General features: G+C 61.7%; 23 protein-coding genes. 5 read left to right on the top strand and 18 right to left on the bottom strand.

Translation table 11 applies throughout. From position 1 onward, the window contains the following. Window positions 1–1768: Abi family protein (locus tag PV772_RS15935; protein WP_347886774.1), on the top strand; the 1768-nt coding region annotated here is incomplete at its 5' end. Window positions 1769–2198: 430 nt separating this feature from the next. Here the strand turns inward: PV772_RS15935 and PV772_RS15930 are convergent. Continuing rightward, a complete protein-coding gene (locus PV772_RS15930; RefSeq protein WP_347886773.1) occupies window positions 2199–2339 on the bottom strand; it encodes a hypothetical protein in 141 nt (46 codons plus the stop codon). 2360 nt (window positions 2340–4699) lie between these two features. Between PV772_RS15930 and PV772_RS15925 the strand changes: the two genes are divergently transcribed. Beyond that, window positions 4700–5029, top strand: a complete 330-nt coding sequence (locus PV772_RS15925; protein WP_347886772.1) for an Lsr2 family protein — start codon at window positions 4700–4702, stop codon at window positions 5027–5029. A 94-nt stretch (window positions 5030–5123) separates the two neighbouring features. On the opposite strand, the gene PV772_RS15920 is transcribed toward PV772_RS15925, so the two are convergent. The 11 genes from PV772_RS15920 to PV772_RS15870 are packed head-to-tail and all read right to left on the bottom strand — an operon-like array spanning window position 5124 to window position 16453. Beyond that, window positions 5124–5564 carry a DUF4913 domain-containing protein gene (locus PV772_RS15920; RefSeq protein WP_347886771.1) on the bottom strand — a complete coding sequence of 147 codons (441 nt, stop codon included), beginning with the start codon at window positions 5562–5564 and terminating at the stop codon, window positions 5124–5126. A gap of 3 nt (window positions 5565–5567) precedes the next feature. Further along, on the bottom strand, window positions 5568–7346 hold the full coding sequence (locus tag PV772_RS15915; RefSeq protein WP_347886770.1) for a TraM recognition domain-containing protein: 1779 nt from the start codon (window positions 7344–7346) through the stop codon (window positions 5568–5570). Further along, window positions 7343–8908, bottom strand: coding sequence for a DUF87 domain-containing protein (locus tag PV772_RS15910; protein WP_347886769.1), 1566 nt, complete (start codon window positions 8906–8908; stop codon window positions 7343–7345). The genes PV772_RS15915 and PV772_RS15910 overlap by 4 nt, the downstream gene beginning before the upstream one ends. Continuing rightward, window positions 8908–10416, bottom strand: coding sequence for an SCO6880 family protein (locus tag PV772_RS15905; RefSeq protein ID WP_347886768.1), 1509 nt, complete (start codon window positions 10414–10416; stop codon window positions 8908–8910). Before PV772_RS15905 ends, PV772_RS15910 begins: the two co-directional genes overlap by 1 nt. Continuing rightward, window positions 10403–11671 carry a hypothetical protein gene (locus PV772_RS15900; protein ID WP_347886767.1) on the bottom strand — a complete coding sequence of 423 codons (1269 nt, stop codon included), beginning with the start codon at window positions 11669–11671 and terminating at the stop codon, window positions 10403–10405. Before PV772_RS15900 ends, PV772_RS15905 begins: the two co-directional genes overlap by 14 nt. 3 nt (window positions 11672–11674) lie before the next feature. Beyond that, entirely contained in the window at window positions 11675–12421 is a 747-nt protein-coding gene (locus tag PV772_RS15895; protein ID WP_347886766.1) for a hypothetical protein, read from the bottom strand. 27 nt (window positions 12422–12448) lie between these two features. After that, window positions 12449–12718, bottom strand: coding sequence for a hypothetical protein (locus PV772_RS15890; protein ID WP_306969972.1), 270 nt, complete (start codon window positions 12716–12718; stop codon window positions 12449–12451). 11 nt (window positions 12719–12729) lie between these two features. Then, window positions 12730–13329, bottom strand: a complete 600-nt coding sequence (locus tag PV772_RS15885; protein WP_347886765.1) for a DUF6668 family protein — start codon at window positions 13327–13329, stop codon at window positions 12730–12732. Window positions 13330–13368: 39 nt separating this feature from the next. Next, on the bottom strand, window positions 13369–14829 hold the full coding sequence (locus PV772_RS15880; RefSeq protein ID WP_347886764.1) for a chromosome partitioning protein ParA: 1461 nt from the start codon (window positions 14827–14829) through the stop codon (window positions 13369–13371). Window positions 14830–14873: 44 nt separating this feature from the next. Beyond that, window positions 14874–15383: a hypothetical protein gene (locus PV772_RS15875; protein WP_347886763.1), complete on the bottom strand. Its 510-nt coding sequence runs from the start codon at window positions 15381–15383 to the stop codon at window positions 14874–14876. After that, window positions 15380–16453 carry a CHAP domain-containing protein gene (locus tag PV772_RS15870; protein ID WP_347886762.1) on the bottom strand — a complete coding sequence of 358 codons (1074 nt, stop codon included), beginning with the start codon at window positions 16451–16453 and terminating at the stop codon, window positions 15380–15382. Before PV772_RS15870 ends, PV772_RS15875 begins: the two co-directional genes overlap by 4 nt. A 196-nt stretch (window positions 16454–16649) precedes the next feature. On the opposite strand from PV772_RS15870, the gene PV772_RS15865 reads away from it, so the two are divergent. After that, entirely contained in the window at window positions 16650–16979 is a 330-nt protein-coding gene (locus tag PV772_RS15865; protein ID WP_347886761.1) for a winged helix-turn-helix domain-containing protein, read from the top strand. A 139-nt stretch (window positions 16980–17118) separates the two neighbouring features. Here PV772_RS15865 and PV772_RS15860 read toward each other — a convergent pair whose 3' ends face one another. The 4 genes from PV772_RS15860 to PV772_RS15845 all read right to left on the bottom strand — a co-directional run bounded on the left by PV772_RS15860 (window position 17119) and on the right by PV772_RS15845 (window position 19776). Continuing rightward, the gene (locus tag PV772_RS15860) at window positions 17119–17577 is read right to left on the bottom strand and encodes a hypothetical protein (protein ID WP_347886760.1); all 459 of its coding nucleotides are present in this window, start codon (window positions 17575–17577) and stop codon (window positions 17119–17121) included. A 94-nt stretch (window positions 17578–17671) separates the two neighbouring features. Continuing rightward, window positions 17672–18289: a hypothetical protein gene (locus PV772_RS15855; RefSeq protein WP_347886759.1), complete on the bottom strand. Its 618-nt coding sequence runs from the start codon at window positions 18287–18289 to the stop codon at window positions 17672–17674. After that, window positions 18290–19288, bottom strand: a complete 999-nt coding sequence (locus PV772_RS15850; protein WP_347886758.1) for a hypothetical protein — start codon at window positions 19286–19288, stop codon at window positions 18290–18292. Further along, on the bottom strand, window positions 19285–19776 hold the full coding sequence (locus PV772_RS15845) for a hypothetical protein (RefSeq protein ID WP_347886757.1): 492 nt from the start codon (window positions 19774–19776) through the stop codon (window positions 19285–19287). The genes PV772_RS15850 and PV772_RS15845 overlap by 4 nt, the downstream gene beginning before the upstream one ends. A gap of 484 nt (window positions 19777–20260) precedes the next feature. Between PV772_RS15845 and PV772_RS15840 the strand changes: the two genes are divergently transcribed. Then, window positions 20261–20497, top strand: a complete 237-nt coding sequence (locus PV772_RS15840; protein WP_347886756.1) for a hypothetical protein — start codon at window positions 20261–20263, stop codon at window positions 20495–20497. Window positions 20498–20797: 300 nt separating this feature from the next. Then, the gene (locus tag PV772_RS15835; protein ID WP_347886755.1) at window positions 20798–22540 is read left to right on the top strand and encodes a MarR family transcriptional regulator; all 1743 of its coding nucleotides are present in this window, start codon (window positions 20798–20800) and stop codon (window positions 22538–22540) included. Between the two features lie 183 nt (window positions 22541–22723). On the opposite strand, the gene PV772_RS15830 is transcribed toward PV772_RS15835, so the two are convergent. Then, window positions 22724–23305: a hypothetical protein gene (locus tag PV772_RS15830; RefSeq protein WP_347886754.1), complete on the bottom strand. Its 582-nt coding sequence runs from the start codon at window positions 23303–23305 to the stop codon at window positions 22724–22726. Window positions 23306–23433: 128 nt separating this feature from the next. Further along, a complete protein-coding gene (locus tag PV772_RS15825; RefSeq protein ID WP_347886753.1) occupies window positions 23434–24375 on the bottom strand; it encodes a ParA family protein in 942 nt (313 codons plus the stop codon). Window positions 24376–24464: the final 89 nt, after the last annotated feature.

Below are 24464 nucleotides of genomic sequence, written 5' to 3'. Positions count from 1 at the left end.
CACCGATGGGCAGTTCTACTGGCCGTCAGTGGGCATTTTCGTGGCCGCCTATGGGCAGTTTTTCATGGCCGCTAACAACCCCACCTGCGGGGACAGTGCACCTAGACCTTCCGCCGGGGACGTAGGGTTCAGTTTGTTTGAACGGTTGAACATCAGAGGACATTTTTGTGTCAGAATGGATTCAACACGACTGGTCGCCATTCTCCGTACAAGGAGAGGCGGCCAGTTTTCTTTTTCCTCGATGAGCCGCTTGGATTGGTCCATGCCAGTGGACTACTCAAAGACCTTCCTCACGGTTCCTGACCAGATTAGGCGTCTTCGCTCTCGGGGCATGGAGATCGACGATGACTTCGAAGCCATGACCCTGCTCCGAAATGTGGGCTACTACCGCCTCTCGGGTTATTCGTATCTGTTTCGTGCTCCGGACCCGCGAAGAGTTCATTCCATGCCGCCGCAGAACCAATCGCAAGGAGAAGCCACCACTTCTCCTTTCGCCGAGCGTCGGCTCTCCACGTTCGTCCCAGGAACGTCTATGAAGAAGGTGCAGAGGATCTACGAGTTCGATCGTGGCCTCAGAATGAGGGTGTTTGACGCTATCGAGATGTTTGAAGTGGCACTGCGGTTCCGTGTGGGACACCTGCTAGGCCAGAGCCATCCCTTTGCCCATAGGGATCCTGAGGCCCTGCACTCCGCGTTCACGGGTTTTGAAAGATCCAACGATAACCTCAAATACTCCACATGGCTGGACAGCAACCACGCAGATTGGCTTCGAGAGGTTGACAGGGAGGAATCCCGCTCCCAGGAAGGATTCGTTCAGCACTTCAAGAGCAAGTACGGTGGTCCGCTGCCCACCTGGGCTGTCACCGAGATCCTGTCATTCGGAACTTTGGCCTCGCTTTACTCCGGCATGGCACGCGCAGATAAGGAGCGCATTGCCGCAGCCTTTGACGTTCACAACGCCGTGCCGTCCGGAGATTTCGCTACCTTGGCGAACTGGCTAAACCACATTAGATACGTCCGCAATGTCTGCGCTCATCACGCAAGGTTGTGGAACAAGAACATCACAACCACGCTGGCAGTACCATCCGGGATCCCCGAGCTCGCGCATCTCGAGGACGAAGGGAGCCGAACACGCGTTTACGGAACCCTCGCCGTCCTCGCCTATCTCCTCGCTCGCACCCATCCTGGGACAAGATGGCGCAATGAAATCCTCCAGTACCTAAACGATGGACTGGCAGCCATGGACCAACCGCATGAGGCTATGGGCTTCCCCGTCGGCTGGGAACGGCTTGCCCTATGGCAATCCGACTACGCACCGCATGACATGGAGACATTGGACCGGAAGGAACTCCTCCATTCCTTTGAAACCCAGCCTGCGGGTGGAATGGGTCTGCTCTTGGGGCCCGAATTGACCCCATCTCGCCGCACCGACCGCGTTCGATACTTTCGTAAGAAGCATCTTCTATTGGGCCTGCCGCTCTACACCACTTATGAATACCCGACATTCCAAGTCGATAGGAATACAAATGAGATCGCTAGGCCGGTTGCTGAGGCAAACCGGAGAAGCCATCTGCTTGCCGAGGCAGCAGGACAAGACGAAGTGACGGCCGTGTGGTCAACCGCAAGGTGGTGGATCACACCCCATCCGCTGCTCAAGCATCAGACACCCCTTGAAGCACATGAACTAGGAGAGTTGACTATGGAAGTGGTGGATAGCATCCTGCCGGCTCCTGATAAACCCTCACAACTACCCGTCCCAGGTCTGTAGAAGGCCTTCCCGACCGCGCATCAAAAAGTGTGTTTCCCGGGCCTCGGCTTTTGACCTGTGAGACTTGGGAACAATCAGGAGCGGGCAGCCAGGTCGGCGAGACCGTCCGCTTGCACAACGGCCTCGTAGACTTGCGCGAAAAGGGCTGTGAGGGACGCGGTCAGGACCGGCCCCTATTAGCAGGGAATTGATCAGGGCCTCATGAGGTCCCCCTACCGTGCTGACCCTATTGGGAGAACGGCATCAGGACCGTTTTGTAGGGACCGAGGACCTTACGAGGTGGGACACCGGGAGTGAACGACTCCTGGCCACCGCCGTGGTGCACACTGAGAGTTCGCAAAAGTCGTAGAGAAGTACGAAGCCGCTCGCGCAGAACCAGAACAAACAAAAAACCGCCTCTACACCGGGCACGGCCTTCCGGGTGGAAGTATCACTTGATGCACCAGTTAGCGGCGCGGCCGGCAATGTCGCGGATGTAACTGGGCAACAGTTGCTCCTGCAAGGATTCTTCGGCAGAGCCGTAGAACAGTTGGGGGCTCCTGATGCTCACTTCGATTACGTTGGTGACCACTACGTACCTGCTTGGCGCTTCACCGAAGGTTTGTTTCGGCGCCGTCGGCGGGGGTGGCGTTGCCTCGAACCCCTGTCAACTCCCTTGTCTGTCGGCAGTGACACTGTCTGCATGCATTCTAACCGTCACCGTGCCGTATCTTTAGCACATGGTCAGCCGAATATATGAGCAACGTGGGCTAATAATGGGACGACTGGACGTGCTCTTCACGGAAGCAACTCCGGTGCTCCTATTTCTGGTTGCTGTATCCGTTGCCGCAGCTAGCACCGCTGACACCGCACATATTCCAATGGAACCCGCATATCTTGTATCCCTTGCAGCAGCGAGTGGATTCTTAAGCTGTGCGATTTTAGAAGCTGCAAAGCGCTTGTTCCGTCTCCGGGGTTGGTACCAGCGAGGGCAGGTGAAAGAGTGGCTATCGAGTCGAATGTCTGGAGAAAGTTACCCCATCCAACGCCACAAAGGCAAAGCGGCGGTTGTGGAGTTGTTGCTTGCTTCGGGAATCATTCGAGACGAAGCCCTTGAACGGCCACGGGAAGACGGGCTCCCCGGGGTTCTCAAGCGCACCTCCCGTGACATCCAGGATGAGATGCTCCTATTTGACCTGCCAATTGAGCAATTGACCGCACAGGTCTCGGAAGCTGTCGAAGCCGCAATGCGTGCACCTGAAAGGTATCCAGTTCTATACGAGGCGATGGTGGGAGCCCGACACTTACTCAAATCTCCGGGTGCGGCGACAAGCATTGAGCCCCGCCATCGACATGGATGGAGTCGCCAGCCGGCAGTGGAGGATGACGAACAGGTCGAGGCAGCTCTTCGGGCTCGTCAAAACGTAGATTTGCTCCAAATTTCAGTTGGTCGCCGATGGCGAAGGTACATATCGGGGAGCGCATTAGCCCTGTCAGGAACGTGCGGGTCTATATTTTCCGTCGCAACGTCAGCGAACCTTGGGGCAACCGTTTTGGTCAGTACGTTTGCCGGTGGGTTTCTTTCTTGGGTCATTCGCGACGTCTCTGCTGGACTGGAACGATGGCGTCGATTGGGGGGATGACCTGTGGAAGCCATATCCGTCCGAGGGGCCGCCGGAGGGGCCCGGGTAATTGATTCGAATCAGATGCGAGAGCGCCCTTTGCCCTCTTCGATGAAAACTGCACGAAGGATCATACTTTTGGTGCATGGCTTCCATAACTCGGAATCGGACGCCAAGAACTCTTTTGACAAGTTTGAAGGACGTTTGGGGGAACTTGCCAAGCTGCGTTCAGGTGATCAAGTGTATGGGTTTCACTGGCCTGGTGATCACAACAACAGGACGGCGTCGTTTACAACGTATCCAGTTCGGGTTCCTGATGCTCTAAGAGCCGGGGAACGGTTAGCTGAATTGATTGAAAGCCTGAGAACTGATCAGCAGGTTGTCCTCTTGGGTCATTCTCTAGGTTGCAGGGTAATCGTTCACGCCGTCGAACAGATCAGAGGCCGAAAAACACGCTACCGCGGGCCTGTGGTCTCGCATATATTCCTTCTAGCAGCGGCCATCCCTTCGGTGTTCTGTGCACCACCAGATGGCGAGTACAACAAAAAGTTGATACCCAACCCCGAAGAACACATATTCCACTCAAGGCGGGATACAGCGCTTAAGCCCTTCGTGTTTGGGGTGGGCCAATGGCTCGCTGAAAACGTGTGGTCCACGGCAGTCGGATCGTACGGTGACCCAACCGCTCGATGGGATCCTCGTCATAGCCATCGTATGTCCCTCGCCCACGACAAGTACTGGACCAATTCCCGAGTAGCAAGCGCAATCGCCGCATCGTTAGGTATAGCGGCCCTCAGTGTGCTCCCGGAGGAAGTAACAGGCGAAAGAAGTGAGGCAATCAGCCGTCCCGAAATTCCCCGTGAACGGTTTCTCAAAAGCCGTTAAGAGTGACCCAAAGGAAGGGTGAAGGGCTGTGAGCATAAGTACCCGGAGACAGAACTAGAGAAGCGGGAACTGCTGCCGGGCAGTTCCCTGAAGGGTGAGCGGATTCCCGTGGGGGAGACTAGGAGATGGAGCAAAGGCTGTTGTTCCATCGCTCGGTGGTCATCTGGACGATTGGTTCCGCTGGCCACAGCCGGGGACAATCCTGATGGGCTATCCACCGCTACTGCTGCTGAGGGAGCTTTCCCGATGGCTCCCGGTTTCAGCCGCGGATAACCCGGATTGACCCCAACCGTGGACTGCGCGCTTCGTCAGTGCCGTTCGCCGCGTACTTCTTATTGCCCACCTGATTCGAAAATTGGCCGCCGTCCTGGTTGGCCTCCTCAGTTGATTACTAATTACATCCCGTGGCGCATCCGTTCGTTCAGCAGGCTGTTAAAATGGTTTTATGGCAAAAAAGACGGTCGTGGTTCTGGAAGATGACATTGATGGCTCGGAAGCTAGCGAGACGATAACTTTCGCCCTCGACGGCAGAGAATACGTGATTGATTTGAACGAGGGGCACGCGAATGACTTGCGCGGAGCCCTGAGTCGATTTACCGACGCTGGACGAAGGGTATCTGGCGGACGTGGTCGTCCGGCGGCCCGCACGAAGTCCTCGCAGGGTGGGCCGGACGCTAAAGCGGTACGGATGTGGGCGGTTGAGAACGGCATCCAGGTAAATACTCGTGGTCGTATTCAAGCGGAAGTCGTAGAGAAGTACGAAGCAGCTCACTAGAGCCGAAACAAAGAAAAGTTGGGGCTGGGATCTATAACGGATTCCAGCCCCGACTTATTTTATTGCCTGCCCCTCATCGTGTAGCTGCCCGTTTCTAGGCGGGAATAGTCCGCACATCCGGGAACCAGCCGGTCGGGGCCTTCTTTGGTTCGAGGTGTTCGGGGTCGCGGTGCTTTTGCATATCGCATTTATAGAACGGTCCGTGCGGGTCGAGGAGCACGCTCATGTGGTGGTCGGCGTGGTCTTTGAACCAGACGCTCATGCCGCTAGCCCCGTCGAGCCTGAGGTGTTCCCAGGCACGCCATAGCGCCTCTACACGGCAGACAGCTTCCGGGTGGAAATACCACTCCGTGCACCACTTCGCTGCCCGGCCGTCGACGTCGCGGACGTAGGTGGGCAGCAGCTGCTCATGCAGGAATTCCTCGGCCGAACCGTAAACCAGTTGTGGGGGCTTCTGGTGTTCGCCGCCATCAGCGCCAGCTTCCAGAGAGTCCGAGCGGGGAGCTTCACTGAAGCGTCCGATGTCTATCGTCACGGCCTACTCCCCTACCCGGGTCACCCATGGATTGGTCACCGGTGCCGCTGCAAGCGGTACCGGTTCTTGCTCCGGCTGCGGGCTGTACTTAGTGATGGATGCTTCCACAGCGTCCTTGTGCGGACCGGTGTACCAGGGCATGGTGCGGACCAGTGTGGCGGGGGCGCCGGAGGCGAGGATGACTGCGCGGCCGCGGTCCAGTTCGGCGAGGTTGGAGACGTCGAAGATGCGTTCCTTGCTTTCCTGCCGGGAGCGGCTGGACCCGGTCTTGCCGGAGGAGACGGAGACGTTGATGTAGCTGTAGTCGCCGATCAGGTCCGAGAGTGCGCGGAGGAAGCCTTCTTCGGCGACACCGCCGCCGTAGACCTTGACGTTCGCGGCGGACCAAATCTTGCGCATGTTCGCCTCGCCCCAGAGTTCGACGCCCTGGGACCAGGACTGCAGGATGCCCATGACGATCAGGCCCTTGGAGCCGTAGTGGCTGAACTGGTCCGGCAGGCCGGCCCAGCGAACTACGTTGGCCAGCTCGTCCAGGGCGAACAGTGCCGGTTTGGGCAGGCGCCCGCCGCTGCGCTCTGCCCGTTCTTCCATGGCCTCAGCGATCGCCACTGTGAGGGCGGTAGTGAGTGGGGCGGCTGAGCCTGCCCCTTCCTTGGAGAGGATGTAGATCGTCTCCTGGGATGCGGCGAAGGCGTGCGGGTCGAACTGCCGGCGCGAATCCGTGGCCACGCTGGCACCCCGGGTGGGGGCGACCCAGCAGAGCGTGTTGCGGCTCTTGAGGCACTGGATCATCTTCTCGGCGGTGCCGAAGATACCGTCGCGCTGCTTGTCTGCTAGCTTCAGCGTGGACTCCAGGCCCTTGTACTGCAGCTCGTAGTCATGCTCCCGGAGGATTTCGATGGGTTCCTGGCTGACCTGCTCCGTCACCCACAGGTACACCTGCGTGATCGGCAGATCGCCCAGTGCTGCAGCGAGGAAGTAGGAGGAAAGGATGTCTTCGGCTTTGGGGTCGAAGTAGGCATCCGGCTTCGACCCCGGAACCCGGGAGCCGACCGCGAAGTGCTGCGTGAGCTTGTATGCCTTCTCTTCGTCTGTGACGTAGGAGAGGGGGTTCCACCACCAGTCCGGTTCTTCCTGGGCGATCTTCTGCGGGTCGAAGACCCACACCGGCGCGGTCGCTTCGCGGACGCCACGGGTACCGTCCACCACGTCACGCTTATTGGACGTCGAAACCACCGCGCCGGGAGCGTCCAGGATCGCGGGCATCACCCGCGAGGTGGATTTACCGGTTCGGGGTCCCCAGATGTCGATGCTGAGGTCTTCCCAGGACTGGACGAATTTCTGGCCGGTGGAGACCACCTTGCCGACAACAATGCCGGGGTTGTCCTTGATGCCCAGCCGTTCGGCCTTAGCCTGCGCTCCCTTGTCGGAGAACGCGGCGAGGGACTTGCCACGGCCAAGGTACCGGGCGGCCTTGTCCACGCGGGCGCGCTTGGACGCACCCTTCCGCCACGCCACCAGGACGACAACAGCAAACGCCAGGACCAACCCGGCCATGACGCAGACAACGATGGTGGACTGGGTCGGCCATCGCACCTTGCCCTTGATGAGCCCGGCGATCAGGTCAATGGGGTGGGCGGGCGGTGCGTCGATGCCGGCCATCCAGGATCCAAGGTGGACAGCGGCGTAGGTGCCGCCGCCGAAGACGACGATGAAGCCGATGGCCAGCCATACGAGGATGGCGTCACCGAGGCCCATTCCCTTGCGGTTCGGTGCGCTCACAGTGGGCCTCCTTCAGTTGGCATGACGGGTGCTGGCGGGTCAAGGATCGGTTCAGGGGATCCGTGCCATTTCCCGTCGGTGTCGTTGACCCCGTCCGGGCCGTGCTCTACCGAGGTCAGCCCGACCTGGACCGGGATACCCGGGCGGCCGCCGACCTTAATAAGGAACTTCCCGCGCCCTGGCGGTTCGACGTCGACCCCGCGGGAGTCCCACGCGGGCGGATCCTGCCAGGAAATGAGCTTTTGCTGTTCCTGGCGGGACAGCGGTATTGCGGAGGTCAGCAGCGGCATCTCAGAGGCGGGGAGGCCGCCGCAGATGACCATGCCGGAGCGTTCGACAAAACCGCGTGCTTTCATCCGGTCCTCTTCTGCGGGCAGTGCCAGCAGGTCGGACATGGTGTGGGAGATCATGATCTGCCCGACGCCGACGGACCGGTTGAGCCGGGTCAGGGCATCCACCCGGTCAACCATGCCCTTGCCGGCACGCAGGGCCCGCCACAGCTCATCCAGAACCACGAAGTAGTTCCTGCGCGGCTCCAGCCCTGCGTCCGCGAGGGCGTTGGCGACATTCACGGTGCCGAAGCCGTAGGACCAGCAGGCCAGCAGCACAGCTGCCTGCAGGTCCGTCTCGGTCTCGTCAATGCTGGAGACATCGAAGACCACCGCCCGGTCACGCTTCATCGGGTTCGTTGTTTGGCGGGAGAAAATTTCGCCGAGCTTCCCGCCCCCGGTCAGGGCCAGCAGGGTCGCTTCAAGTGCCCGGGTTTCCTGCAGGTAGACGTTCATGTCGCCGCGGTCCAGTGCCACCTGGCGCAGCTCGTCCGGTGCGGAGACGATCACGTCCAGCAGGTCCTTCAGGACCGGGACGCCGTCAAAGCGTTCATCGAGGACGCGCAGCGCCCGGTCCAGGATCGTTTGTTCCTGGTCCGTGGGAGGGTTGTTCCGGCTGATCGTGATGAGGGAGACGACCATGGTCAGGCGCCGGCCGTGAGCGTCGGCACGGACCCTGGCGGCATCTTCCTGGTGGCCGCTGTCTTCGAGCAGCTGGGCCGCTTCGACGGCCTGGCCCGGGTCGAGGATGTTCATGGAGCCGACGCCGCGGCCGAGCTTGATCACCTGCCCTCCGAGGGCTTGCACGGCTTTGACGTGCTCGCCTTTGAGGTCGCCCAGGATCAGTGGGTGCACGCCTTGGGCGGAGAGGCCGATGAACATCCGCCGCACCACCGTGGACTTTCCCAAGCCCGGTTTGCCGAGGATGAACGCCGACGGGTTGGAAATCAGCCGCGCCCGCTGGAACCAGCTGATCGGGTCACAGCACACCGTTGCCTGCGTTTCCTCATGCCGGCCCAGCGGGACACCGACCATGGGTGATGAGGCACCAGAAGAGAACGGCCACAGCCCGCAGACCTGAACGGTCGTTCCCCGGTACTCCCGCACGGAGGGCAGCAGCTGTGCCATGCCACCGCCCCGTCCGGTCCAGCCCCGCGAGCCCGGCCCCGCTTCCTTAGCCGAGGCTTTTACTGTCTTTGCCTTCTTTGCTGTCAAAAGCTTCAGGCGTGCCATTAGAGGGCGTCCTTAATCTCGGTGGGCACCATGCTGTGCTTGGGCAGGACCAGCCCCAGCGGCAGGGACGCTGCGAAGGCGGTGTCCTGGGACCCGTAGGCGCGGCGCATCAGCACTCGGGCGGTACCGGAGGTCTGTTCAATCGCAGCGACAGCGTCTGCAAGGCGGTCCTTGTCGGTGACGGTGGCGGTGACGACCATGCCGAAGTTCACCAGTCCCGCACCTTGGGCTTCTTCCTGGGCAGTCTGCACGGCCGAGCGGGCATCCACCAAGGCACGGGCCGTGGGCCGGGTGCCCGAGGTGATGCGGACGTTGGCGTTGTTCTGGTCCCGCTCAACGACGGCTGCGGCGCGTGCGGAGTCCATCGGGCGGTACAGCAGGGAGACGCGCTTGCGGTCAATGTCCCCGTGCGGGGCCAGGAGACGGGACAGGACGGAGGAGTTCACGGACCCGCGGGGAGCGCCGGTCATCGTCCAGGACGCCGAGAAGGCGGTGTCGTGCCGGTAGTCGTCCCAACAGGCCTGCGTCGCGGTCGGACCGACCTCGCCCCAGCTCAGGGACACCGGAGTGCCGGCCGCGTGGGCTTCGTCGATGATCAGCGCTGCGGGCGGGTCGTAGGCGATCCGGACGACCTCGCAGAGTTCCTGCGCGGACATGGGCCGGGCGATCCCGGCCCCGGTGGATTGTAGCCGGGCCGACAGGCCGGGGATCCGGGAGGCCAGGTCGCGGGCGACGTCTTCCGGGGTGCGCTTTTTCGAGCCCGCACGGAGGGATGCGTTGAAGGTCAGGGACACCCAGGCACGCACCGTGGCCGAGCCCTCCGGGTACGTGTCGACGACCTCATGCAGCATGTCCCTGGCGAACTGCGGAGCGTTCGGGTCGATGTTCATCAAGACCTCATTCCGCAGCCGGTACCCCGAGTCCGGGGCCGTCTCAACGGTCACGGCCGCGGCATCCAGACCGGCCTCGTCTGCCAACCCGGCGAGCCAACCGCCCCAGTTCGCGACCCAGGCATCAATCTGCTCCGGATCCACAAGGGAAGCCCCGTCCGGTTCCGTGGAGAAGATCACGGTGAAGTGGCTGGTCGCCGGGACGTGCAGCATCGCGAAAGGGCGCTTGTAGGAATCGGCGAACTCGTACAGGGTCGACTTCGCCGCCAGCCCGGGCAGCTGGTACATGCCCCACTTGGTCACACCAAGGGGGCCGGAACGGTACAGGTTGGTGCCGGAGGACTTGGAGACCTTGAAAGCCAGACGGGTACCGAAACGGTCTACTACGGACTGGCCGTGCTTGTCTTTCACGGTAAGCAGCAGCGCGCAGGCGCCGGCGACGGCAAGGACGCCCAGGCCGACGAACAGGCCCCAGATGGCGAAGCTGACGATGCCCAGCAGGAGTCCGGCCATGACAATGCCGGTGCCGATAGCGCCGAGGTTGCCCAGGCCGGCTGAGCGCGGGACGCGCCAGTTACCGTAGGACGGTTCCTTGTATTCGGTGTTAATTGCTGCCACTGGGGCCCTCCCCGGTTGAATCCTGCGCGGTCGTCTTGATTGCCTCTGATGTCCTGGACGCCACCTGTACGCCTGCGGCTACGGCCATGCCGGCCGGGCCCGCGGCCGTGGCTCCCGTCGCAGCCCCAGCACCTCCGGCCGGTGCGGCTGCTCCCGCTTTGCCTGCGGTGCCTGCGGCGCCGCCCGGTCCTGTAGTGCCGGGCGTCGGCTGTCCTCCCCCACCCCGTGGGCCCGAAGAACCAGCGCTGCCCTTTGGAGAGCTGCCCGTGTGGGTGTTGGACGTGCTGTTGCTGCTGGCCGGCATCGGTGTCGCGTTACCTCGTCCACTGCCGGGACGGCCCATGGAGACAGCCCCGGTTGCAATAGCACCGAACGCGGCGCCGGCTGCCGCGCCACCGCCGGAGGCAACGGCTCCGACCATTGGGGTGACGAACCGCATCAAGGCTGGAAGCGCGAACAACGCCACGATCATCAGCGTGAATCCGCTGATGGAACCCACCAGAGCGTCACGGCCGCTGGTGTTGCCCATCAGTAGGAACGCGACCGAATACACGATGGCTGCCGCCGGTTTGTAAAGGATAAAGGCGATAGTCCAGCCGACTGCCCTCTGGAACCATTGCCTGCCCATTTCCGTGTTTGTGAAGGCGGCCGTGGTTGGCAGGATGCCCGCCAGTATCACGAGCATGCCGCTGCGGACAACCATCAGCACTATCTGCACCAAAGATGCGATCAAGCCAACCAGGCCCAGAACGATCAGAATGAACCGGGCGATACCGCTCTGACCGGTCATAACCAGGCCATTCATTGCCTCGGCAAAACCCTTACCATCTGTGGACCTCTGGATGATCGCGGCCGCGAAGGTATCGGCTGCGATCACTAATATGGCGATGACTCCCAGACCGAGTCCTGAAACCAGGGTGAGTGTGAGAAGCGACCGGAGCAGATCCTTTAAGGGCGCCCCGCGCTGTTCCCAGACCATTCGGATGCCGCCAATAATTACGGCAAGGACGGCCAGGGCCAGAGTCCAGGGCATCAGCTCACTGTTCACGGCGGATACCACTGGACTCGCTGCTGATCCGTCCTCACTGGTCAGGTTCACGGTCGGCATGGAAACCCAGAACGTGGATAACGTCGTCACCATCTGGCTCATGCCTTCAGTGATGGCTTTGCCCAGGTTGGTTATAGCGTCGTCCACGGCTCCCGATACCACGTTGCCGGCAACGCACGTGATATCCCCCAGTTTGCAGTCAGCCATCGCTTACACCCCAGACCAGGCAATGAAGCCGCTCAGATCAGTGAGCTGGGCGGTGCCGGTGAATATCTGGCCATCATCTGAGGCTTCAACCTTCCAGTCCCCGTCCACCCACCGCAGCGAGAGGACGCTGTGCGCCAAGGCCCCGTTTTGGAGCTGAAAGGCCAAATCAACATCGGCCTCAGTGGGGCTGTAGGACTTCATGATGAAACCCCTGATTTGTGCGCTTTGACTGGATTCAGTCGATGAACTTCGTGATGTCGCGGCCGTGATGGCCGCATCTCTGCCAGGGCCCGGTACCAGTAGCCGCTCCGCGAGCTTGACCTCGTCCTGAGCGGAGGAACCGAGAGCGACGGCGTTCGCCGCGGAATAGAGTGCTCCAGTCGGTGAGTGTGCAAAGCAGGAGCGGAAGCCGCTGGCGTCGGTCAAACCTGGGCCGGAAGTCGTGGGCTCAGTCGGTGCAGCCATGCGGCCGACCAGTTCCCACTTGGATTGGGGAGCCTTTCCTAGGGCTGTGTCAGAAGAAGAAGGCAGCCCACAGATGCTTTTGTCTGCACGTGCGGGACTGACACTTGATGCAGCTGAAGCGGATTCCGCTGCATCAGGTAGGGGGCCGGCATCGCTCTGCCCCTTGGGGAGAAGGAAGATGACGATCCCTGCCGCGACCAGCGCGACCACCAGCGCGGCCGCGACGATGAACCCGGGCCTGGTGAACAAATTGCCTTCGGTGGTGCTCTCTGTTGACTGGCTCATGCAGAACCTCCCGTTGACGGTGCTGGCTTAGACGAAGGCGCGGACGATGCCCGCGGCGCCGGTGATGATGATGCAGCCCATGAGGACCCAGCCGAGCTTGCCGATCGCCTGCGCGCCTTCCCCGCGCTGGAGCTGAATGACCATGCCGATGCCGACGATGATGACGCCCAGGACGCCCAGGACCAGGCCGATGCCGGAGGCCCAGTTCAGGATGGTCAGCAGACCGCCCGCCTGCGCAGGGACAACGGGGGTGGGGTTAGGGATAACGCTGGTGGTGACTGCAGTGAACGTGTTCATGGTGAGACCTTTCAGTGGTTGGTTGGCGTGGCCAGGGCGGTCACGTCGGTAATGAAGCGCTGGTATTCGCGGGCGACTGGCAGCGCTGTGGCGTCCGTGTGCCGCCAGGCGTCCACCCAGGGCAAGGACCAGAACCGTGGGGCTCCCCCGCCTACAAGGGCGGCGAAGTCCCGGAGTGCTTTGGGTGTTTTTCCCGGGGCGTCTGCAAGGACGGCGAGGCCGAGGAGGTCGATCTGCGGGGCCGCGCCTGACACCCACTGGGTGAGCGCGTTCCTGGCAGTTGTCAGGCCGCGCATGTCAGCGCGGCAGACCAGCATCACCCGCGGCTTGGCGCCACTGGGGAGGACAGGCCAGAAATGATCCGTGGACCGGGCCGATTCGATGAGGTCAGCGATCCGACTTTCACCGGCTCCCCCATGGGTACCAACAACCCAGAGTCGGGCTGTGCCGGCCATGCTGCGGGACGCCAGCCTGTCTGCCGCGTCTGGCTCGACTATGCCCCGAAGCGGTGTGCTGATGATTGCGGCCGGTGGGGGAGCCACAGCCCGGTTTTCCTCAGCCGGTTCATCAGCGGTGGGGCGGGTAACCCAGGGGTTCAGGGTCTGTTGCATTTGGTCCTCCTCTCAACTCTCAAGTTCCGTAGGGATGTTTTAGAAGCCTTTGGCCACGGCAGCGGCCGCGGCGAGCCATGCCCGCTGGGTCGCGGGCTGGAGGGCTTCGTAGCGGATGGGTCCGTTGACCAGGGCGGGGTCGTATGGGATGCGGACGACGGCGCGCACGAACAGCTCGAAGCCGTCAGCGATCCGCTGTGCCTCGTCTTTGGCGCGCTTGAGGGCATCGCCGGTCATGCTGCGCTTGGCGTCGGTGGACTCTGAGACGATCACGACGGCGTTGCGTGCCAGCTCGGCGTCGTGTCCGCCGCGGGATTCGAGGGTCTGCAGGGTCAGCCTGGCGGCTTCTGCGCGGTCCTCGATGGCGGTGACGGGGACGACGAGCTGGTTGGTGTGGTCGATCATCCGCCGCCAGTTTGCGGCCCTAGCGGTGTTGCCGGAGTCCATGATGACCAGTCGGTAGTAGCGGGTGAGGACCTGGTGGGCGATGTCCACTTCCTCGGCGGTGACTTCGTGGTCGCCTTCTTCGTTTTCGTCCGAGCGCAGCACGTCGAACTTGTCGGCGGTCTGGTGGTGGACGAACTTGGCGATCTCGGCCGCGTTCGTGGACGGGGACAGCAGCTCGGTGGAGGAATCGATCAGGTCCAGGACGCTGCGGTCGTGGGCCCCTTTCTCGGTCCGCCATCCCAGCGTGCCTTGGGATTCGTTGTTGTCCCAGGCCACCGTTGCTGCACCGCTGTAGCGGGCAAGGATTGCCGAGAGCATCACGACCGTGGGGGTCTTGTTGGCCCCGCCCTTGCGGTTGACCACGGCGATGGTCCGCGGTCCGGGCCAGTGCTGGCTGACGGTGCGGATGTCTTCGCGCTCGGACAGTTCCTCCGCTGAGGGGTCCATTCGGAAGCCCAGTCGCGTGAGCGCACCCCGCCAGCCCTGCGTGGCCGGCTCCAGCATCGGGGCGCTGACCAGGAAGGAGGTCTCCTTCAAACTGCGTCGGGTCACCGGCGCATCGGCTGCAACAGCCCGCTGCGGTGCCTCATCGTCGGCCGGAGCCTCGTCCTCGGCCAACGCAGTATCCGTTGGAAGGGGCGGCCAGGGCTGGCGTTCCACCGTCGGCTGGGCAGCTGCGGGCTTCACCGCAGGCGTTGCCGCTGGAGTAGCGTCGATAACGTCGCCGATGGCCGCAGCGTGCGTGCTGGAGGGTGCGGCAGTTCTGCGGCGGGCGGGCCGGGGCTCGTAGGAGACGGACTCGACGTTGCCGTCCGGGTGGACGATCAGTTCGCCGTGGCCCTCGGGATCCTCGATGCGGACCCGGACGAGGCGCTGCAGCGTCTTGGCTTCGGCCACGACAAGGGCCAGGGCGTTGTCGCGCAGGTCCTGTAGGGTCTCCCCTGCCGGGACGACGCGGGAGTTTCCTGCCACGACGACCTCGGCGGTGCCGTTGTCACTGATGATGGCCTTGATCTTCGGGAAGGCCAGGACCTCCGTTGAAGTGGTGCTCATGAACCTGATTCCTTACGTTGACGGGGTTAGTGAGGTGCGGGCGCTTACGGATTGGGCGGGGTGAGTCGGTTGACCTTCCACGGGGCTTCCGGGCCGGTGCGGAGCAGCTGCACGGTGTAGGTCCCGGCATCGGTCGGCACGGATGCCATGACGCCGTAGCCGTTGGCCTCATCGACCGTCAGCGTCGCAGGGCCGGTGACGCGGGTGGCGGGGACATTGGCGGGGTCAACGGCGGAGTAGTCAGCGGTGGCCTGCGGCGTGAGCCAGCGGGCGAGGTCGTTGGCCCACTGCTTGTCCTCCACGCCCGGGCGGGCGAAATCCGCCATCGCCTTCTGGGCGGCGTCTACCGCGGCATCCTTGCTGGCCTGATCCCAGCCGATGCCGATACTGGCCGGCACGGTGCCCCCGGGGGCCTGCGGGCCGCTGCCCGCACTCAGAGAGACCGGTGCTGAGGCTGCGACCGTGCTGGTCGCCGGGACCGGTGTGGTCTTCGCTGCCGGTGCACATGCTGTGCACAGCAGGACCACCGCGGTCAGTCGCAGGGATTTTTTCACTTCTTCTCCTCTTGGATGGGCAGGTACAGGAAGGCTGACGGGACCGTGTTGCTGACCGTCCGGGTGTAGTAGTTGTGGTCATCCGGTGGCGGATTGCCGTTGTAGCCCTCTTCGACGTAGGTCCCGTTGTCCTTGACTTCCTTGACGACGGCGACGTGTCCGTAGGTCGGGTCCGCTCCCCCGGCGCCGGGGGCGTACCAAACGACCGAACCGACCCGTGGCGTCCTGCCAGTGGCCCAGCCCTTGGCATCCCAGTCGGCCTTCCAAGTCAACGCAGAACCCAGCTTCTGACCGTCCGGGCGGAAGGTGCCGTTGAGGAACTTGAACGGGGCACTGGTGGATCCCATTTGCTGGTTCACCCGCCACAGGGCAAAGTCCACGCATTCGCGATGGAACATGCCCAGCGGTGAAGCCGCCGCCTCTCCGGCCTGCATCCAAGTGGGCGAGTTTTTCCACGGGTAGTCATCTCCGGCGCCGGACTGCCCAGGGATCGCGCAGCCGCTGCCTTCCAGCGAGAACTTGCCGGCGGAGAGTGCCTGGACGAGCTTCACGGCCTCGGGCCAGTACCGCTGGTAGTGGTACGGGTCAGCGTTTCGCTGGACCTTATTGCCGGCAATGGTCGGCTCCAACAGCTCCCAGCCGTCCACTTTCTGCAGCGCCTTGATAAAATTCGTCGCGCTAATGGTCGGGTCCATTCGGTCCGAGTACGAACCCCACGCACCGTTGCCGCGCTGCTGAAACAACCCCCGGGAATCTGGCCCGGCGGCGTCGCCGCGGTCCAGAACAAGCAGCCCCGACTCCCCCAGTGCGACCATGACGCTGATCATCTGGCCCTTCACGGGCAGATTCAGCGTTTTCCCGGCACCCAGAATCGACGCCGCGTTCTTCAACTGTTCCTGGGAGTAGCCATCAATTTTTGTATCGCCGTTGATGGCCACTGAGACGGTGGGTCCGCAGTCGGCGGCAGCGGGCTTTGCGGGGGCAAGGAGTAACAGGATGGAAAAGACCACGCCCATCAAGAGGCCGGGGACGACGATCAGAGCCACGAGACCAAGTGACTTCCGCTGCATCACGACAAACCCCCGGCCTGACGGCTGGGGGTGCAGACGGCGTTGAACCGCGACGTGGCCATTCCACTTTCCCCCCAATTTGAATTTGCCTCCATCTGAAGGCGACTTACTTCCACCTCGAGCATAGCGGTTAGTTTAATTACCCGCTATAGTGTTGCTATGCGAGTGCGCGGGCGGGTACGGCAAGATTGCAGGTATGCCCAGGTATGCCCACCCGAAGACCACGGCTCATTTGGAGCCGGTCATTAACGCGTTCGGGAACCTGACGCGAGTGGCCATTATTGGATTCCTGACGCAGAACGGGCCTGCCACGAGGGGAGAGGTCGCGGCAGGCCTCAATATCGGAGTGGCGACGGCGAAGCACAATCTGCAGTTGCTCACCGACGAGGGGATTACCATCCAGGATCCGCCGGCAACGGAGGAGCGCAACGGGATGAGGGTGCAGTATCTGCTGGCGCGGGAAGAAGTTCTGAGGCGCTACAAGCTTCTTGGCGAAGCTTTGGGCGTCGTTCCCGAAGGCGACTAGACGCCCTGCGCCACCAGCTCCACAACCGCCGGCGGCGGTCCGGTAATGGTCGGGACGGTCCGAAGAACGGCATCCGGTGGCCTGCAGGTAGCGGTGCATGCACCCATTCTACTGAAATTTTTTCAGTAGTGAATTTATTTCAGTCTGGCGGTGTGCCTTCATGCCGGGACCTGGTTGGGAGGTTTCTAAGCGCCTCGGTTACTGCGCGGACAGCTTCGATGTTCACTTCTCCGAGGACGCGTGCAGCAAAATGCTCGACCTCTGAGATCCGCAACGCCTCAATAAGTCGAAGTTCGGCCTCCACCCGCTCGGGAACAGGGCCGCTGCGCTGCAGCAGGTAGTCGGGGTCCACGTCGAAGAAGTACGCGAGAGCTTTCAGCAGCTCCGGGTCCCACCGGTTGTCCGGAGAGCCGGCCAGGAGCCGATGCCACCGGGTCTTTGTCAGGTTGAATCCCTGTTCGGCCAGACCGGCGCGGATCTCTTCGTAAGTGAAGCTGGCAGCGTCTTTGGCGTGAACTATATCGAGAAGGAGTTGCAGCTTGGACGCCAAGACCTCCCGGTCCGTCCTGCTGTCAACGGGGTTCGTGCCCTCAGTCATTTTTCCTGCTCTCGGAGCTGCATCTAGGCCGTTCGTAGTAACCGGTCTGCTGTTCCAAAACTGGGGACCCTGAACGTTCAGAAAAAATACTATGTCAGTTCAGAATTAGCACGCAGGCCGATCCAAATACGACAAGCCCCGTTACGAAGCCGGCCAGAACCTGCGAGAGCGTGTGATCCTTCAGGTACACCCTTGACCAGCACACCAAAGGCGCTGCGAGCACGAATGGGATCGACCAGACTCCGAAGAGCATAGCCGAAGAAATCGTCGCTCCCCCAAGCGTCATGGCATGCCCAGACACTTTCCAGAAAGGGCTGACAATGATGAGTGCCAGGATTCCGCCGAGAATGCCGGCAATCAATGCCCACACAGTCACAGGGGTGTTGATCAACGTGAGTACTCCGCAGCCCAAAAGAGCCGATGCCAGCGTCGAGAGCATCACCGGGCGGCGCTGCTTCTTGTTTCCCACGTGGTGATCCGTGAGTTTCCCGCGGCGGGCGAGAATCACTACCACCAGCAAGGGCGCCAAGCAGATCGTGACAGCGGCCACGAGACCCGGCAGCACAGCTGTGACGCCTCCCCCGTCACGCAGTGCAGCAAGGACGAGCAGCAGCGAGAGAACGAGAGGCGGCTGTGCCACTTCCGTTGAAATGCGCGCCACGCGTTGAATCATCGAAGGGGTAACCACTGCGAATTGGGTGTCTGAAGCCACCTAGATTTCCGCCCTTTTCCTAAGCTCCAGCCCAAGGGGCTCGGATGTGTTGGTCAGCCGCCGTTGAGCCAGGACAAGCGCCCTCTCAGCTGGCTTGGAATACGCTGCTTGCCGGCCCGCGGCGCGAAGATCACCGAGGGCAATGACCAGCGTGTACAGCCGCTCGGACGGGCGAGGCCCGAGTACGTCGGCGGCAAATGAGAAACGCGCCTCCGGAGCCTTCCCGATACTTCTTACCGCAGGAAACTTGCGGTGCAGCACGAGAATCCAGAAGCGATCGACGAGGGCCAGCCTGCGCCAGAGCCGCACGGTTGGTGGTATGCCGAGTCCGAGTGATGTGAGCAGAATGCCGCTGTAGAAGAGGGGTGTAAACAGCAGGTACGTCACATCGGCCAAGAATCCCTGGAGGCCGGTAAAGCGGACGCTCATATAGATGATCTCATCGATGCAGCCGAGAACCATGATGCCCATTCCGATCCCGACGACCGTGGCGCTAGCGCGCACCGTGCGGCTTTCACGCGGGCTAATGCTCAGTCGTAGGACCGAGAGGCCCAGGCCCCCAAGAATTGCCATATAGACCGTTGCATAAATGTAAACCGCCGGTTGGTGAACGGTTTCAGGGATGAAGGCATCCGTAGTCGGGACGAAGGACTGCAGGGTGAAGGGCATGACTATGGCCAGGAGGAGCGCGGCGAGGAACAGAGGTCGGTGGGTCGTACGGCGCCTGGTCGTGAGTTCGGTGGACAGCGCGCTGAACACGCCTTCCCGAACCAGCCACACTGCCGCGGTAACAAGGAGGTTCCTCACCAAGTGGAGCCAGTTCGTTCCTCCGATTAGATCGTCAAGGGTGCTTTCAGGGACGATTTGGCCTGTACAGAAGAGGCCCACGACGCCGACGCCGGTTGCCCCCAGGAACGCCGTCGATGCATTGTGACGGGCCACCAGATACAGCCGCGCCACGAAAACAACGGCCAACAGCCAGAATGCAGCCTGAATCACAGTCCAAAAATCCGTTCTGCGTCAGAGACGCAGGCGTCCGGCCCTGCCACCAGCCGTTGAGCCAGGGCATAGGCGAGATTTTCCGCCGCCTGCTCGGCCTCTTCCAAGGGAATGGCCGCCGGCCGGCACATCCAACTGATCCCGCGCCGCTTACCGACTCCTGAGAAGAAGCCCGCAGACTGAAGGCCGTCAGCTGGCTCACCTTTGTGCCCCAAAAGAATGTGGCCGAACTCATGCAGAATGACGTGCCGGCACCAGAATGCGTGACCGCGACGGTACTGAATGAGACCCTGGTTCGGCATGTCGACCCACCGCCCGGTCACCCCATCCGCCAGGACATCCTCCGTTACTTCGTCGAACTCCAAGGGTTTGCCGTAGGCCCGCTCTACTGCGGTGATCAGGTGCGGAAGGGTGGGAGAAGCCGGCAGTTGCAAGGACTGGATCGTCCGCAGGGACAGCTTAGTCGGCTCTAGCAATTGGTTTCCCATCAGTTCCCACCCCAGTGAACTTGCTACTGAAATAATTTCAGTGATGTGTAATATAGGTTCAGCGCCCGACCCGAGGGTCAAACAGGGCCACACCATATCAAGGAGCCCCGGGACTCTGCTTGTCACATGGGCCCCAGGTCGATCGCTACCAGCCACTTGGATCGGGGTTGTAGGTACTCATCGCCAGGAAGGAGGCGAAGGGCGCACGTATATGAAGGGTGCTGTTCTTTGTGGGGGCGAGGGCCACCGGATTCGGGCTGCCTACTCTTGCTCATGCGCCGGGGCTGATGCTTGCAATGATGTAGACGGGAGGGCCAAGTCACAAACGCGACACGCGTTCGTTTTCTGAAAACAAATCCCGAGCAGTTCAGGTGCCCGGTGATAGTTTCGGAGCAGTCGCAGGGACAATCAACTACCCAGTGGCAGCAACACAACGATGAAGCTGTATCCGTTCAGGCGGTTACAAAATCAAAGGACACAGCAAATGACGGCAGTAGCAGTAAATCGAGGCGGCGGGCGCCCCAGCAAAGGCCTGCGCAAGTTCATTGGTTTTCGCTCACCGGAACCCACCGCTGACGGTATCGCCAAAGTGGCGGCTCATAAGGGCCTGACTGTCACTGAATATCTTCTGTCCGTTGTCGAGCCGCAACTGAAAGAGGATCTGGCCGCCCTCGATCAGGACGACTACCAGCAGGAGCTGCCCATCCGCATGGCCTCATAACAAAAGAAGGCCCGCACTAGGCGGGCCTTCGAAGCTTGAGACTTACCTTCTGGATTGCTTGCCGGCGGATCAGATTGTAAGTCGTGGAGAGCCTATACAGGCCATCCTTTGTGTTGCTATGAAACCGATCTGGCAGGATCGGCCCTTTTTCGTACCTCAATCCCCGAAAGGATTACCCTCATCGTACATCAGCACGTCTCCGTGCTGCCATCACGCCCCGCCATTGGCGTGTCCACGCAGTCAGACGACCCAACAACCGTGTGGGCAGCTCTAGCTCCATTGCTAGCAGGCCAGCCCAGAATGCGCCTTTCTCGTGATGCAGGCAAAACGTACCCACAGAAATATGAACGGAACCTCACCGAGGCCCTTCCCTCATTTCCGGCCGCAGTCCGCATCTTCGGCAAAGACGGAACATGCGCCGCGATCTTCCTTGACTTCGACTCCTCGGTAGCGGGGGTCGACTGGGTCCAGGCTGACGTTCGTGCCGTGCAGAGCTGGCTGCACTCGGTGGGAGGCCGCTGGATTGAGGACTTCTCCCCCAACGGAGGCCGTCACGTCTACATCCCGCTAGCGCAGCGGGTCACCTTCTCCGAAGCGCGTGATCTTGTCGAGGCGCTGGGCACCCGGTACCGGACCCTGGACAAGACCCCGCACCAGAACCTGCTTCACGGCTGCATGCGAACCCCCGGTTCACCGCATAAGCGCGGAGGCCACCAGGAGCTGGCGATGAGCCTGTCCATGGCTTACGACGTTGCCCGCCGGCCCAACACTGCCAAAACTTGGGCCGCAATGACCAAAGATCTAGCCTCTGAGATCAAAGCTGTCCGCGCCCTCCGCCAGGAAGAGTCCTTCACCCCGGACACCCTCGAAGCACCCGTCATCGACCAGCCCGTCGGACGCATGTCCCGCTCTATGCAGGTGCTGGCCCAGACGGGGCTGTACGACACCAACCGATATTCGTCGGACTCTGATGCCCGCCAGGCGGTTATCGTCTCCGCCGCGGCAGCTGGCCTGCAGCTCGTGGACGTTGAACGCCGCATGCTCCAGGGAACCTGGCCCGGGCTGGCCTCCTTCTACGCACGGTACGCCGCCAAGCACAGGCTTCCTGCACTGCGCCGGGACTGGCATAACGGCGTCCAATACCTCAGCAAAAACAAGGCCAGCGGCGATAGAACTAACAATGTCCGCAGATCCCCCACAAGCCAGCCAACTACACAGCCCCCAGCATTACAAGGCACAAATCCAATTTCGAATCCCGATGCAGAGCATCGGTTTATTCGGACCTGGCGCAATGCACTACGGATCAGGGAGGTGAACTACCACAAATCCAGGACAGGAATGGCGCGTCGGATGGTTCTCAGGTCGTTGGGGGAGGCAGCCCACATGACGGGATCCAGGTTTGTTGAATTCGGTGTTCGTTCCATTGCCGTGGCCACGGGTCTGGACCACACCACCGTGGCCATGCACCTTCGGAAGCTCCGTGCCGAGAAGGACCCTTTGGTCACTCTCGTCGAGGAGGGGCGTGGGACGAAGGGTGATCTGTACATGCTGACCGTCCCCGAAGAGTTGAAGTCTGCAGCGGAAGACGCGTCCTGGCAGAAGGGGAAGGTCCACGCTCTCCGCCCGGTGTTCCGGGAACTGGGTCTGCCGGCAGCGTTCGTTTACGAAGCCCTGGAACACTCCCCCGCCATGCCGACATCTGAAGTCGTGCGTGTTACTGGACTTTCGCGGTCCGCAGTAAACGAGGCCTTGGAAGTGCTGGCGGCATGGAACCTCATCACCCGTGGTGCCGCCCGTGCCTGGTTCACCGTGGCGGCTACGTCACTGAAGCAACTTGCCGAGCACTTCGGAGTCTTGGAGGCGGTTGCCAGCCAGATCCAGCGTTACCGCAACGATCGCATCATTTGGCGGGAATGGCTCGCCAAGAACATTAACACCGTCGTCGAGCTCCTCTCCCCCGACGACGACTACCCTTGGGATACCTTCGAGGGCCCGCCCGATGAGTGGTCACTGTCGGATATGGCCTTCATCAGAACAGGATGAGGGCCAGGGCCAAGGCGTGTCGTTTTTGTGACCTCCTCCGGATTGCCAATTGACTCGTGTCGATGGGCCGGCCGGGGCGTCCACTCCCCCGGTGTAACTTTCACACCCACGTTTTCACGCCATTGGTCGTGCCATAAGCACTATTGGAAGACAAGCCACGGTTGTCTTCCAGGAGCTGCTGGATCACTGTGCTGCAGTCGGCCCCGCGTGAATATGAAGCTTGAGGACGGTGGAGACGAGCGCGCTGCGTGACGGTGCGTCGAACTCGGCGACCTTCTCATCCAGCCAATCGACCTGATGCCCGTCGAGGCGCAGCTGGATCTGAATGCCCGCTTCGCCCCGTTTTCGCGGTGCACGGCGGGGCATGCCCGAGGTGGTCAGCGTGGTTTCGGGAGTGAACTCCTTGGTTATCTGATTGTCGTCGACGGCTTCGAAGGCATCAATTAATAGGTCCGCGTATGTGGTCCGTTTTTGGTAGACGGCATCCTTGACTTGGGCCAGGAGCGCCGGCGGCAGGTAAACCCCGACATTGCGTAGCGCCCCGGGAACCAGTTCGGAGGCTTTGGTTGCGTTAGCTGCCTTTTTGGCACTATCTTGATGCCGCGTGTTGGCCTTTGGGGCCTTGATGACTTTAGGCGCGCGCTCCTCCTGGGGCGCCTCCTCAGCTGGCCGATTATCCGCTTGCGGTTGCTCAATAGGTGCCGGTGCGGGTTCGGGTGCCGCTGCTGGTTGCACCTGGACAAATTCAGCGACCGTGGTCTCCACGGGTTCTCCGGTTTTGGGTTCCGGTGCAGGAGTGCCCCTCCCCCGCTTTGGAGCCAGCAACCCTTGGAGTGCTGCACCGCGGGGAGGCGCTACAGGTGCGAACGCCCCCGCAAGGCTCTGTCGGCCGCTCATGCTTCGTTCTCGCTTTCGATCTCGTTTAGTCGGGCGAGTATTTCGCCGGTAAGCTGCTCGTACTCCTCAGCGAGTCCCCCGGCGTTTCGGGAGAAGAAGCCGTCTGTCGGCTTCTCCCCCGCCCGGAGCGCCTTCAAGCGGTTCTTCTGAGCGTCGGTAACGGCACCTTCAAGTTCGTGGAAGAGCAGGCCCTTTCGGCGGGCGTCGGCGCTTGCGCTCTCGAGGTTCCTGATGCGAGTCGCGAAGACCGGGGCGACGGTGCCGAGCATTTCCTCCAAGGTGTCTCGGACGCTGCGTTCGAGACGCATAGAGCGCGGACCTACACCGAACAAGACGATGCCTGCTAACTGCAGGGACGGGTTGCGGTCACGTACGGCCATGAAGCGGCGTGCAATACGTTCGACACCGTCGATGCTCGCATCATCAGACCGGGTAGGAATGACGACTGCGCTTGAGATTGCGAAGGCACCCTCTACAAGGATCCGCTCCCCCGGTGGGGTATCGATCAGGATCAAGTCGTACTCGTCCGCCAACGGGGCCAAAACGGTGTAAAGCATGTCACCGAAGTCGCCGGCGCCGGAGCGGTTGGAGCGGGACACCATTAGACCCTGGATGTCTTCAAGGTCCTGGCCGCCCGGGATTACGTCAAGGTTTTCCCGAACGTCGCGCAGGATCATCGGCGGCGTGCCGGCGATCAGGGCCTGAAAGAATTCCCTCCCTGTCTGCCGCTCGTATCCGAGGTCGCGGGCCAGATCGCCCTGCGGGTCAAGGTCGATCAGCAGCACACGCGAGCCGGCCAGCGCCACGTAACCGCCAACGTTGGCCGCCGTTGTCGTCTTGCCGACTCCGCCTTTGCCGTTCGCTAGAGATACGACACGGTCAAGGGCCCGTGTTGTTTGGGGTTTCGGGTGGACGGGGATTTCCAGCGATCGTGCCATCGGCCGACGACTCTCCTATTTGATCGGGTGCATGTTGTTCTTGCTGACAACGCTATGTGGACTTCCCCAGGAACGTCGGCAGTGACACG

This window comes from Pseudarthrobacter sp. CC12, assembly GCF_039907755.1.
GTDB lineage: Bacteria > Actinomycetota > Actinomycetes > Actinomycetales > Micrococcaceae > Arthrobacter > Arthrobacter niigatensis.
The sequence above is the reverse complement of the archived record's forward strand: the minus strand, read 5'-3'. Positions and strand labels throughout refer to the sequence as shown.